The organism is Cupriavidus sp. NPDC089707 (assembly GCF_044748965.1).
Taxonomy (GTDB): Bacteria; Pseudomonadota; Gammaproteobacteria; order Burkholderiales; family Burkholderiaceae; genus Cupriavidus.
Map to the genome: position 1 here is coordinate 23,266 of NZ_JBIVHB010000007.1, position 12,842 is coordinate 36,107.

Below are 12,842 nucleotides of genomic sequence, written 5' to 3' on the forward strand. Positions count from 1 at the left end.
CGCTGCTGGCGTGGCTGCTGGCAGGCGCCGCGTTCGGCATCGCGATGCCGGGCAACGCCGCTGCCCCGTCCGCGCCTGCTGCCCCTTCCGCGCGCCAGGCCGCGCCCGCCTTCGGCGTCGACCAACTGATGTCCACGCTGGCCCAGCGCAAGTCCGGCCGGGTCCGTTTCACCGAGACCAAGTACCTGGCGATGCTGGCCAAGCCGGTGCAGTCTTCCGGCGAACTGCTCTTTACCGCGCCCGATCACCTGGAGAAGCGCACCGTATCGCCCAAGGCCGAGAACATGGTGCTCGACGGCGACATGCTGACGGTGGAGCGCGACGGCAAGCGCTACACCATGCCGCTGCAGAACTACCCCGAGCTGGCGGCCTTTATCGAAAGTATTCGCGGCACGCTCGCCGGCAACCGCCATGCGCTCGAGCGCTACTACAAGCTCGACCTCGAAGGCCGCGCCAGCCGCTGGACGCTGACGCTGACGCCAGCGGACTCGCGCATGGCTGCAGTGGTCAGCCAGGTGCGCATCGACGGCAGCCAGGACGCGCTGGACCGCGTCGAGATCCGCCGGGCCGATGGCGACCGCTCCGTCATGACGATCCGCCCCGCCGGCCGCCCATGAGCGCAGCCCCCGGTACACCACCCTCGCGCCCTTCGCCCCCCTCGGCCCCGCGGCGCTTCACGCTGCCGGGCGCGCGCCTGGCGCTGGCGCTGTGGCTGGTCGCGCTGCTGGCATGTACGGCGGTGATCAGCCGCACCAGCTTCACCGCCGACCTGTCCGCCTTCCTGCCGCGGCTGCCCAGTGCCGAGCAGCAGTTGCTGGTCAGCCAGCTGCGCGACGGGCTGGTATCGCGGCTGATCCTGGTCGGCATCGAAGGCGGCAACGCCGATGGCCGCTCCGCGGTTTCGCGCGCAATGGCGGCGCAGTTGCGGCGCGATCCGCGCTTCACCGCCATCCAGAACGGCGAGCCGTTGAACCAGGACGCCGACCGGAAGTACGTCTACGAACACCGCTACCTGCTCAGCCCCACGGTCACGCCGGAGCGTTTCAGCGAGCATGGACTGGCGCACGCCGTCAACGATTCAATCGAGCTGCTTGCCTCGTCGGCAGGCCTCTTCACCAAGGCACTGCTGCCACGCGACCCCACCGGCGAGGTCGCGGCGATGCTGACGCAGCTCGACGCCGGCCAGCGCCCCCCGCTGCATGCCGGCGCCTGGACCTCGCGCGACGGCAAGCGCGCGGTGCTGCTGGCGCAAAGCGCGGCCGCGGGTTCGGATACGGACGCGCAGGCGCAGGCCACCGACGCCATCCGCGATGCCTTTGCCAAGGCCGCGGCAAACGGCCCTTACCAGCTCGCGATGACCGGCCCCGGGGTCTTCTCGGTCCAGTCGCGCGACACCATCCGGCACGACGTCGAGCGCCTGTCGACCATCGGCGTGGCCATCATCGTCACGCTGCTGCTGGTGGTCTACAGGTCGGTGCCGCTGCTGGTGCTGGGACTGGTGCCGGTACTGAGCGGCGCGCTGGCCGGCATCGCGGCGGTCAGCCTGGGCTTCGGCGGCACCGTGCACGGGCTGACGCTGGGCTTCGGCACCACACTGATCGGCGAGGCAGTCGACTATTCGATCTACCTGTTCGTGCAGTCGGCGCAATACACACGCAATGGCCAGCGCGACAACCGCGCCTGGCTGGGCGGGTTCTGGCCCACGGTGCGGCTGGGCGTGCTGACCTCGGTCTGCGGTTTTGCCTCGCTGCTGCTGTCGGGCTTTCCGGGGCTGGCGCAGCTTGGGCTGTATTCGATCGCGGGGCTCGCGACGGCCGCGCTGGTGACGCGCTTCGTGCTGCCGCAACTGGTGCCCGCCACGCTGCATCTGCGCGATGTGACGCCGCTGGGACGCCGCCTCGCGTGGCTGACCGAACGCGCCCACCGGCTGCGCTGGCTGGTGCTGGTGCTGGTGGTCGCGGCAAGTACCGTACTGGCGACGCATCGCGGCGCGCTATGGGGCCGCGAACTGGCCGGGCTGAGCCCGGTCCCCGCCAGCGACCAGGCCCTCGACGCCTCGCTGCGCGCCGACCTTGGCGCGCCCGACGTGCGCTTCCTGGTGGTGCTGTCCGGCCCCGACCAGGAAAGCGTGCTGCAGGGCGCGGAGCGAGTCGCCCACGAACTCGACCCGCTGGTGGCGCAGAACTTCATCGGCGGCTATGAAAGCCCCGCGCGTTACCTGCCCAGCGACGCCACCCAGCGCGCGCGCCAGGCCAGCCTGCCGCCGCCCGCCGAGCTGGCGCAGCGGCTGCGCGCGGCCGTCGCCAGCCAGCCGGTGCGCGCCGACCTGTTCGCACCGTTCCTGGCCGAAGCCGAGCAGGCGCGCACCGGCCCGCTGCTGCGGCGCGAAGACCTGCGCGGGACGTCGATGGCCCTGGCGATCGATGCGCTGCTGACGCATCGCGACGGGCGCTGGAGCGCGACGCTGCCGCTGCGGGCCCCGGCCACAGCGAATGCCGGCGACGGCGTCGACAGCGCCGCGGTGCGCGCTGCAGTCGCCCGCGCCGACGTGCCCGATACGCTTTTCGTCGACCTCAAGGGCGAGTCCGACCGCCTCTATGCCGGCTACCTGCGCGAGGCGCTGCTGCTGTCGCTGGCGGGCCTGCTGGCGATCGTGGCGCTGCTGGCGATCGCGCTGCGCTCGCCGCGCCGGGTGGCGGCCACGGTACTGCCGCTGGCGGCCGCCGCGGTGGTCGTCCTGGGCGGGCTGGCCGCACTGGGCCAGCCGCTGACCCTGCTGCACCTGGTAGGCCTGTTGCTGCTGGTGGCAGTAGGCTCGAACTACGCGCTATTCTTCAATGGCGCCGCAGCGGGCCAGCCCGGCGCGGCCAATTCCCCGCATACGCTGGTCTCCCTGCTGCTCGCGAACATGACGACGGTGGCCGCCTTCGGGCTGCTGGCACTGTCGAGCCTGCCCTTGCTGCAGGCATTCGGCCTGACGGTCGGCCCCGGCGCCATCCTGGCGCTGTGGTTCTCGGCGATCCTGGCGCGGCCCGCGGCCGCCGGGACCGCCGCAAGCGGACAGGCCGGGAGTACGACATGAACCGCTTTACCGCATCCGGCGGCCACTGGCGCGACACGCCGCCAGGCCGCCACTGGCGCCCCAGCCCGCTGCTGTACGGCGCAGCCGCGGTCCACGTGGCCGGCATCGGCGCCATGCTCGCGCATCCCGGCAGCATGGTCCCGGCACTGGCGGGCATCGCCGCCACCCACGCGGCGATGTGCGCCGGCGGCTTGTGGCCACGCAGCACCTGGCTGGGGCCCAACCTGCTGCAGCTGCCGCCGTCCGCGCAGGACTGCGTAGCGCTGACCTTCGACGATGGCCCCAATCCGGCGCTGACGCCGCGCGTGCTCGACCTGCTCGACCACCACGGCGCGCGCGCCACCTTCTTCTGCATCGGCGAGCGCGCGGCGGCGCATCCGGCACTGGTGCGCGAGATCGTCCGGCGCGGCCATGCGGTGGAGAACCACAGCATGCATCACCGGCTGCATTTCTCCATTTTCGGGCCGGGCCGGATGCTGCGCGACATCAGCACGGCGCAGCAGGTGCTGGGCGACATCACCGGGCAGGCGCCGCGCTTTTTCCGCGCGCCGGCCGGGCTGCGCAACCCGTTCCTGGAACCGGTGCTGTGCCGGCTCGGGCTGCAGCTGGCTGCGTGGACGCGACGCGGCTTCGATACCCGCTCCGGCGACATCGCGGCGCGCGTGGCGCAGCGCCTGACCACCAGGCTCGCGGGCCGCGACATCCTGCTGCTGCACGACGGCAATCCCGGCATCGATCCTGCCGGTAATCCGCACTGCGCGACAGTGCTGCCGGACCTGCTTGCCGCCATCGACCGCGCGGGGCTGCATTGCGTGACATTGCGCGCAGCGGTGGAATCAGGGCATGCCGACAGCCGTACAGGACAGTCGCCGACAAGCTGACCCGCCGCGGCTTGTTACAATTAGCCCACCCCTCAAAAATCGCGCAAAGCCTTGTCTCCGCTACTGTTTTCCCACTTCACGGCCACCAGCTGCATCGGTACCGGCGCAGACGCCACTTTGACGGCATTGCGCGAGCGGCGAGGCGGCCTGGCGCCCTGCCGATTTGGCGACGTGCGCCTGGACACCTATGTCGGTGAAGTGCCGGGACTGGATGCGGTGACGTTGCCAACGCACCTGTCGCACTTCGACTGCCGCAATAACCGCCTGGCATGGCTTGGGCTGGAAGCGGACCATTTCGCGGAACGCGTACGCGAAGCCGCGGCGCGCTATGGCGCGGACCGTATCGGTGTCTTTCTCGGCACCAGCACCGCCGGCGTACTGCAGACGGAATTGGGCTATCGACATCGCGATCCCGATACCGGCGCGCTGCCGGCAGGCTTCCACTACGGCGGCACGCACAACCCTTATTCCCTGCCCGGCTTCGTGCGCGAGTACTTCTGCCTTGGCGGCCCGGCCGCGGCGGTCTCGTCGGCGTGCTCGTCCGGTGCCAAGGTCTTCAGCTCCGCGCGGCGCATGATCGAAGCAGGATGGATCGACGCAGCCATCGTGGGCGGCGTGGATTCGCTGTGCCATACCACGCTGTATGGCTTTAATTCGCTGGAGCTGCTGTCAGCACAGCCATGCCGCCCGTACGACGTGGCCCGCAATGGCATATCGATTGGCGAAGGCGCGGCATTCGGGTTGCTCGAACGCGCTCCGGACGCGCCGGATGCCGATGCCATCCTGCTGGCCGGCATCGGCGAGTCGAGCGACGCGCACCATATGTCGACCCCGCACCCGGAAGGACTCGGCGCCCGCCTGGCCATGGAACAGGCGCTGGCCAGCGCCGGCATCTCAGCGGCACAGGTCGGCTACGTCAATTTGCACGGCACCGCCACGCGCAGCAACGACGCCGCCGAGGCGCAGGCCATGGCCGCGGTGCTGCCCGGTACACCGTGCAGCTCGACCAAGGGGGCAACCGGTCACGCGCTCGGCGCGGCCGGCGCACTGGAGGCCGTGATCTGCGCGCTGGCATTGCGCCATGAACTGGTGCCGGCCGGCATCAACACCACGCAGCCGGACCCGGCGCTGGGCGTGAACTACCAGCTCGTTAGCCGCGACGTGCCGCTGCGCTATGCCATGAGCAATGCGTTCGGCTTCGGCGGTTCCAACTGCAGCCTGCTGTTCGCGCGCGCGGACGCGGCGTTCCACTGAGCCAGCGTCATGCCGCAACCTGTTTATATCGAAAGCATCGGCCTGCTCGGCCCGGGCATGAACGGCTGGGACGCAGCCCGCGAAATGCTGGCGGGCCGCGCGCCCTACGCGCACGCGCCGACCGAACTGCCGCCGCCCGCTGGCCTGCCGCCCGCTGAACGCCGGCGCACCGGCCCGACCGTGCGCCTGGCGCTGGGCGTGGGCCAGCAGGCTGTCGCCGCAAGTCACCGCGATGCCGCGCAGTTGCCGACGATTTTCACCTCGTCAAGCGCCGACGGCCAGAACTTCCATGCGATCTGCGAAGCCCTGGCCGAGCCGGACCCGCTGATGTCGCCGACGCGCTTTCACAACTCCGTGCACAACGCCACCGCCGGCTACTGGGCAATCGCGGCCGGCGCGATGCGCACCTCCAACGTGCTGTGCGCGATGGACGGCAGCTTCGGCGCCGGCCTGCTCGAATGCGCGCTGCAGGTGGCAGGCGATGCCGAGCCCTGTTTATTGATTGCCTACGACACCGGCTACCCCGAGCCGCTGCACAGCCATCGGCCCATCCCCGCCCCGTTCGGCGTAGCCCTGCTGATGACGCCGCAGCCGACGCCGCAGACGCTGGCGCAGCTCGATGTCTCGCTGACGCAGGCCGGCGCCGACACGATGCCGGATGCCGCGCTGGAGGCGCTGCGCAAGTCGGCACCGGCCGCGCGCGCGTTGCCGCTGCTGGCCGCCATCGCACGCGCGGACACGGGCGCGGTGGTGCTCGATTACCTCGACAGGCTGCAGATCCGGGTCGGCGTGGCCAGCCTCGGCACCGCTGCCAGGGCCTGACACCGTGAAGCTGCCCGCACCCGTGCGCGACCGCGACTGGATCGCGGCGCGCATTCCGCACCAGGGCACGATGTGCCTGCTCGACGGCGTGCTGGACTGGGATGAAAACGTGGTGCGCTGCGTGTCCGGCACGCACGCGCGCGCGGACAACCCGCTGCGGGCGCAGGGACGGCTGGCGGCGGTCTGCGGCATCGAATACGCGGCACAGGCGATGGCCGTGCACGGCGCACTGCTGGCGGCGCAGGACGACAGCCCTTCGCGCCCGCGCTCCGGCTACCTGGCGTCGGTACGCAAGCTCGAATTGCTGGTGGAAAGGCTGGACGATATCGCCGCGCCGCTGCTTGTCGAAGCGCGGCGCGTCAGCGGCGAAGGCGCCAGCGTGCTGTACGCCTTCACCGTCAGCGCGGAGGGCCGGACCTTGCTGTCAGGCCGGGCAGCGGTCATCCTCGATGCCGCCCGGCATGGCCTGCAAGCCGACTGACGCGCCGGCTGAAGCGCCGGCTGACGTAGCTTAGCGAGCGGGCAGGATCTTGCCCGAGACCGTGCCAAAACCGACGCGGTAGCCTTCGCCCTGGCAGAAGCCGGTCATGATCACGCTGTCGCCGTCCTGCAGGAAACCGCGCTGGCTGCCGTCGGTCAGCGTCACCGGCTCGGCACCGTTGCGGGTCAGCTCCAGCATGCTGCCGTAGGAGTCCGGCGTGGTGCCCGAGATCGTGCCCGAGCCCATCAGGTCGCCCACGCGCACATTGCAGCCCGACACCGTATGGTGCGCAAGCTGCTGCACCATGGTCCAGTACATCGCCTTGAAGTTGGTGCGGCAGATGGTGCTCGGCGCCGCCGCGCCTTCCGGCTGGAGCGCGACTTCCAGGGCGATGTCATACGCGTTCTTGTCCTGCTGCTGCAGGTACGGCAGTGGCTGCGGCGATTGCTCGGGATTGTTGCGGCGGAACGGTTCCAGCGCGTCCATCGTCACCACCCACGGCGAGATCGAAGTGCCGAAGCCCTTGCTGTTGAACGGCCCCAGCGGCACGTATTCCCACTGTTGGATATCGCGCGCGCTCCAGTCATTGAGCAGCACCAATCCGAACATATGCGCCGGCGCGTCGGCGGTGCTGACGGGCTCGCCCAGCGCCGATTCCTTGCCGACGATAAAACCCATCTCCAGTTCGAAATCCAGCTTGCGGCAGGCGCTGAACACCGGGCGCGCTTCGTTCGGCAGCTTGATCTGGCCGTTCGGACGATGCAGCGGCGTGCCGCTCACCACCACCGAGCTGGCGCGGCCGTTGTAGCCGATGGGGATTTCCAGCCAGTTCGGCAGCAGCGCGTTGTCCGGGTCGCGGAACATGCGGCCGACGTTGGTCGCGTGTTCCTTCGACGAATAGAAGTCGGTGTAGCCCGGGATATCCACCGGCAAGTGCAGCACGGCGGCCGACATCGGCACCAGCGCCTTGTCGCGCAGGGCGGCGTTATCGCGCAGCGCAGCGTCTTCGCCGGACAGCAGCGCGGTCAGGCGCTTGCGGGTCTCGGTCCAGGCGGGCTTGCCGAGGGCAATGAAGCGGTTCAGGGTCGTGCCGGCGAAGGTGCCCTTTGCCGCGGCGGGCAGCAGGCCGGCGTCATCGAGCGCGGCGAGGTCGAGGATCTGGTCGCCGATGGCAACGCCGACGCGCGGCGACTGGCCTTTGACGGAGAACACGCCGTAGGGCAGGTTCTGCAGCGGGAAGTGGGTCTGGCCGTCGTTGGCGCTGTCGATCCAGCTGGTTTGGGGGGCGGTCATGGTTGGCTCCGGATAGTTGGGATGGCACGGGGTCGCGCGTACCGGGAATTCGTCGTGCTTGGCGGGCGCCGGCCCTCTCCCCCGACCCCTCTCCCGCATGTGGGAGAGGGGAGCAAACCGGGCGGGATGGCGAGCGCCAGCGGTTTAACGGACGTTCGGGTTGAAGTTCTTCTTCAGGCCTTGCCAGCAGGTGTAGTAGTCCTGCTGCAGCGAGGCCGACTGCGCCGCGTACGGCGTCGGACGGATCACGCCCGGGGTCTCGAACATGAACGCCATGGTGTCCTCGATATGGTGCGGCTTCGAGGTATCGGCGGCACTGGCCTTCTCGAAGGTTTCCGCATCCGGGCCGTGGCCGCTCATGCAGTTATGCAGGCTGGCGCCGCCCGGTGCAAACCCATCGGCCTTGGCGTCGTAAACGCCGGTGATCAGGCCCATGAATTCGCTGGCGATATTGCGGTGGAACCAGGGCGGGCGGAACGAGTCCTGCATCGCCAGCCAGCGCGGCCCGAAGATGACGAAGTCGATGGTGTCCACGCCCGGAGTGTCCGACGGCGATTGCAGCACCAGGAAGATCGACGGGTCCGGATGGTCGAAGCTGATCGAGCCGATGGTGTTGAAGCGGCGCAGGTCGTACTTGTAGGGCGCGTAGTTGCCGTGCCAGGCCACCACGTCCAGCGGCGAATGGCCGATCCCGGCGCGCCACAGGTTGCCCTGGAATTTGGCCACCAGCTCGAAATCGCCCTCGCGGTCTTCGTAGCTGGCCATCGGCGACAGGAAGTCACGCGGGTTGGCCAGCCCGTTGGAGCCGATCACGCCCAGGTCCGGCAGCTGGAACAGCGCGCCATAGTTCTCGCAGATATAGCCGCGCGCCTCGCCGTCCGGCAGCTCGACACGGAACCGCACGCCGCGCGGGATCACGACGATCTCCTGCGGTTCGACTTCCAGCCGGCCCAGCTCGGTCACCATCAGCAGGCGCCCTTGCTGCGGCACGATCAGCATCTCGCCGTCGGCGCTGTAGAAGAAGCGGTCGTGCATCGACTGGTTGGCCAGGTACAGGTGGATGCCGCAGCCGCTCATCGCTTCCGGCCCGCCATTGCCGGCCATGGTGACGATGCCGTCGACGAAATCGGTCGGCACCGACGGCATTGCCGGCGGGCTCCAGCGCATCTGGTTGGGCGACGGCGGCACCTGGTCGAAGCGGCTCAGGAAGCGCGACTGCTCGACCTGCGTGAACGGCTTGTGCATCGACGCCGGGCGGATGCGGTACAGCCACGAACGCCGGTTATGCGCGCGCGGCGCGGTGAAGGCGGTGCCGGACAGCTGCTCGGCATAGAGGCCGTAAGGCGCGCGCTGCGGCGAATTCTGGCCCACGGGCAGCGCACCGGGCAGCGCCTCGGTGGCGAATTCGTTGGCGAAGCCGGACATGTAGCCGTGCTCGGCGAGCTGGGTGTGCGTGAGGTTCATGGTGTCGTCAGCGTTGCGGGTGTCGGTCGGAGGTTCAAGTTTCTCTAGTGCAGTTGGCCGTTGGCTGGCAGGCACAGGGCACGCAACAGCGCGGCCTGCACCGCCCCGGCATCAAAGGCTCGCCAGCGGGCACAGACGTGCTGGTCGGGACGGATCAGATAGCAGGTGCCCGGACGGCCGTCGTAGCGGCGTGCAGCGAGGCCGTCGGCGTCGCTCGCATAGCGCAGGCCTTCGGGCGGGGCAGCCGGCTGGCCCGGCGGCACCACGAACAGCATGCGCACCGGCACCGTGGCCGTTGCCAGCCAGCGGCGCGCATCGGCCGGGATCGCGCTGGCGTCGCCAAAGACCAGCAGCGTGAAGTCGTTGCCCAGTTCGCCGAGCAGCCAGCCCGGCTGCGTGCCACCGTGGCGCTGCAGCGGCGCATCCACGCACGGCGCACCGGGCACCATCGCGCCCGCGAACACATCGCGATCTGGCGTATTGAGCGGGGAATCTCCCAGCAAGGTGGGCAGCGACAGCCGGCCGCTGTTGACCAGCTGGCGCGCGAACGCATGGCGGCGCGCCAGGCGCAGCACGGCATCGCGGAAGGTGCGGCTCACGGCGCTCTTGGGCGTGATGAAATCGGTGGAACGCGTCGAGTGGCGGATGTTCTCGTCGGCGGCGGCCTCGCGCTCGCTGGCATAACTGTCGAGCAAGGCGTCGCCAGCGCGTTCGGCAAGCACCAGTGCCAGCTTCCACGCAAGGTTCTCGGCATCCTGCATGCCGCTGTTGGCACCGCGCGCGCCGAACGGAGAGACGCGGTGCGCGGCATCGCCGGCGAACAGCACGCGGCCGTGGCGGAAGGCATCCATGCGCTGGCAGCAGAAGGTATAGACGCTGACCCACTCCAGCGTGAAGGCGACGTCTTCGCCAAGCATGGCGCGGATGCGCGGGATCACGCGCTCCGGCTGTTTCTCCGCGTCCGGATCGGCATCCCAGCCGAGCTGGAAATCGAGGCGCCAGACATCGTCGGGCTGCCGGTGCAGCAGTGCGGAGCGGCCCGGGTTGAACGGCGGATCGAACCAGAACCAGCGCTCGGCCGGGAACGGTGCCGCCATCTTCACATCGGCGATCAGGAAACGGTCGCGGAACACGCGGCCCTTGCTTTCCAGGCCAAGGCTCTGGCGCACCGTGCTGTGGGCGCCATCGGCGGCCACCACGTAGCGCGCGTGCAGCACGTAGTCCCCGTCAGGCGTCGAGACCGTCAGCGCGACGTTGTCCTGGCCCGGCGCAACGCCGGTGACGCGATGCCGCCAGCGGAGTTCAATGCCGGGCAATTCGGCGGCGCGTTCGACGAGGAAGCCTTCCAGGTAGTACTGCTGCAGGTTGACGAAGGCCGGCCGGCGATGGCCGGCCTCTGGCAGCAGGTCAAAGCGGTACACCTGCTCGTCGCCGAAGAACACCTTGCCGACATGCCAGCTGACGCCCTTGGCCGCGACCCGTTCGCCGCAGCCGAGACGGTCCAGGATATCCAGCGTGCGCTTGGCAAAGCAGATGGCGCGGGAGCCGGCGGCGAGCGTGTCGCCGTCATCCAGCACCACCACGGGAACGCCGCGTTGCGCGAGGTCGATCGCCGCGGTGAGTCCGACCGGCCCGGCGCCCACCACCGCCACCGGACGGATCGCATGCGCAGCCGCCGGCTGCGAGCGTTGCTCGGCGCTGGGCTGGTACGCGAAGGTGCGTTGCGGGTTGGTGGTGTCCACGGCGTCTCCATGCGGCGCTTCGCTGGCGCCCCGGGAACCCTTTGGCGGGTCCTGCCGGTCTGGGTAAGTTCGGTACGGAATTACACATTCCGTAATTGATTTACCATATCGTAATCTCACCAAACAGGCGTGTCAAACCCGCGTCGTCGGCGAATGCGCGAAGCGGCGCACCCACTGGAGTTGTAGGCCGGAACCGGAAAAAGGGGAAAAGTGTGACCTTCAACGCGCGTCAGGCATAGGACGCGGCGGGTCTTAAGGAAGTCGAGTGGGAAAACGCAGGCAATCGCCGCGCGCAGGGATCGCGACGCCGTGATTGAGGCGCCGGGTGGCGCGGGCAGCGCCCGGCCGATGACAACCGGCGCGGCGCGATGGCCGCGCCGCGCCGGTTTGCTGGACGGTGGCCTGGAACGCCGTCCGCCTGTGCCGGCCCGTCGAGACGAGGCCGACCAGGCAGCGGCCGGTCAGACCGGCTTGTGGCCTTCGCCGGAGCCGGAGCCGAAGCCGCCGCCCTGCGCCGGTGCCGCGGCGGGTGCCTGAACACCGCCGGCGGCCGGCTGGCCGGCCATCGAGGCTGCCGTCACACCGCCGTTGCGGCTGGCGATAAAGGCGTTGACGTCTGCCGCGAGATGCTGCGGGGCCAGCACCACTTCCAGGCCCAGCGCCTCGCAGGCCGCGAGAAATGTCGACATGCGGGGATCGGCTTGCCCCGATTCTGCCCGCAGGTAGGCTTCCCGCGAGATGCCCGCTTTGCGGGCGACGTCCTCTTGCTTGAGCTTGCGCGCGCGGCGCAGCGCCCGCAGTTGCCGGAACGGTTCGCTAGCGCCTCTCGGCACGGCTGTACTGTTCATGTCGGTCTCCAGTCACCAGTGAAAAAAAGTGCGCGGACGTGCATTCGAGTATAGAGCACGCAAAGCGTTCCGTATGTAACCGCCGAAACACTTTGTGCAGATTTCCTTCCAAGTCCGCTATTCGTCCGCAATCCGCCTCTTGCCCCGGCCGGCAAACCGAAGGCAAAAGGCCGTATCCTGCACAACATCGTCGGATCGCAAAGAGACTAACGACGCTTGGCGGTTTGCGTTGACGTCACACGCCCTGTGTATGACGTTATGGCCTTCGCTGCACAACTTCGCAAGTCGGGGCAACTACCATGCATCCGGTTTCGTTGACAAACCGACCGGTCGTGCTATTCTTGTCCCCATGCAAAAGGGACAACTCACCCGCCACGCCATCATCCAGCAGGCGCTCGATACCGCGACCAAGGTCGGCTTCGAGCAGCTGTCGCTGGCCACGCTCGCCGCGGATACCAATATGTCCAAGAGTGGCCTGTATGCGCACTTCAAGTCCAAAGAGGCGTTGCAGCAGGCGGTGCTGGACCTCGCCATCGAACGCTTTGGTGACATCGTGGTGCGGCCGGCAATGCGCCAGCCCCGCGGCATGCCGCGGCTGCAAGCCCTGTTCGAGGGCTACCTGGAGTGGCTGGGCGGGACGGTGACGCAGGGCCGGTGCCTGTTCATGGCGCTGGGGCAGGAATACCGCGACCGGCCGGGCACGATCCGGGATCTGGTGGTGCAGTCGCTGAAGGACTGGCATAGCACGGTGGCGCGCGTGGTGGGCGATGTGATCGACGAAGGCCAGTTCGGCCCGGACGTGGAGCCACGGCAGTTTGCCTTCGAACTGTCCGGCATCGGCATGGCGTTCCAGCAGTCGTTCAAGCTGCTGGGCCGCGCGGATGCCGAAGCCATGGCGCGGCGCGCGTTTGCCGCGCTGGTGGCGCGCGCCGCCGAGGGCGCAACGCAGGGCTGACGGAAAAAATCCAGGAAACG

11 protein-coding genes are annotated in these 12,842 nt (G+C 69.1%); 7 read left to right on the forward strand and 4 right to left on the reverse strand.

Features of this window, described 5'->3' with window-relative positions:
* Window positions 1-44: 44 nt before the first annotated feature.
* From ACIP1U_RS13440 to ACIP1U_RS13465, 6 genes are all read left to right on the forward strand, one after another.
* Complete coding sequence (locus tag ACIP1U_RS13440; RefSeq protein ID WP_400316076.1) at window positions 45-617, forward strand: LolA-related protein; 573 nt, start codon at window positions 45-47, stop codon at window positions 615-617.
* Window positions 614-3,082: an MMPL family transporter gene (locus tag ACIP1U_RS13445; RefSeq protein ID WP_400315498.1), complete on the forward strand. Its 2,469-nt coding sequence runs from the start codon at window positions 614-616 to the stop codon at window positions 3,080-3,082. The genes ACIP1U_RS13440 and ACIP1U_RS13445 overlap by 4 nt, the downstream gene beginning before the upstream one ends.
* Entirely contained in the window at window positions 3,079-3,963 is an 885-nt protein-coding gene (locus ACIP1U_RS13450) for a polysaccharide deacetylase family protein (protein ID WP_400315501.1), read from the forward strand. Before ACIP1U_RS13445 ends, ACIP1U_RS13450 begins: the two co-directional genes overlap by 4 nt.
* Window positions 3,964-4,014: 51 nt before the next feature.
* Complete coding sequence (locus ACIP1U_RS13455; RefSeq protein WP_400315503.1) at window positions 4,015-5,217, forward strand: beta-ketoacyl-[acyl-carrier-protein] synthase family protein; 1,203 nt, start codon at window positions 4,015-4,017, stop codon at window positions 5,215-5,217.
* A 9-nt stretch (window positions 5,218-5,226) separates the two neighbouring features.
* A complete protein-coding gene (locus tag ACIP1U_RS13460) occupies window positions 5,227-6,039 on the forward strand; it encodes a beta-ketoacyl synthase chain length factor (protein WP_400315505.1) in 813 nt (270 codons plus the stop codon).
* Between the two features lie 70 nt (window positions 6,040-6,109).
* Window positions 6,110-6,520: a 3-hydroxylacyl-ACP dehydratase gene (locus ACIP1U_RS13465; protein WP_400316079.1), complete on the forward strand. Its 411-nt coding sequence runs from the start codon at window positions 6,110-6,112 to the stop codon at window positions 6,518-6,520.
* A 30-nt stretch (window positions 6,521-6,550) separates the two neighbouring features.
* On the opposite strand, the gene fahA is transcribed toward ACIP1U_RS13465, so the two are convergent.
* The 4 genes from fahA to ACIP1U_RS13485 form a co-directional block, all read right to left on the reverse strand.
* Complete coding sequence (gene fahA / locus ACIP1U_RS13470; protein ID WP_400315507.1) at window positions 6,551-7,813, reverse strand: fumarylacetoacetase; 1,263 nt, start codon at window positions 7,811-7,813, stop codon at window positions 6,551-6,553.
* A gap of 144 nt (window positions 7,814-7,957) precedes the next feature.
* On the reverse strand, window positions 7,958-9,277 hold the full coding sequence (gene hmgA, locus ACIP1U_RS13475) for a homogentisate 1,2-dioxygenase (RefSeq protein ID WP_400315509.1): 1,320 nt from the start codon (window positions 9,275-9,277) through the stop codon (window positions 7,958-7,960).
* A 44-nt stretch (window positions 9,278-9,321) separates the two neighbouring features.
* Entirely contained in the window at window positions 9,322-11,019 is a 1,698-nt protein-coding gene (locus tag ACIP1U_RS13480; RefSeq protein ID WP_400315512.1) for an FAD-dependent oxidoreductase, read from the reverse strand.
* A gap of 461 nt (window positions 11,020-11,480) precedes the next feature.
* Window positions 11,481-11,867 (reverse strand): helix-turn-helix domain-containing protein, encoded by a 387-nt coding sequence (locus ACIP1U_RS13485; RefSeq protein WP_400315515.1) that lies wholly within the window; start codon window positions 11,865-11,867, stop codon window positions 11,481-11,483.
* Between the two features lie 349 nt (window positions 11,868-12,216).
* Here ACIP1U_RS13485 and ACIP1U_RS13490 point away from each other — a divergent pair, with 349 nt between their 5' ends.
* Entirely contained in the window at window positions 12,217-12,822 is a 606-nt protein-coding gene (locus ACIP1U_RS13490) for a TetR/AcrR family transcriptional regulator (protein ID WP_400315518.1), read from the forward strand.
* The last annotated feature ends 20 nt before the right edge of the window (window positions 12,823-12,842 follow it).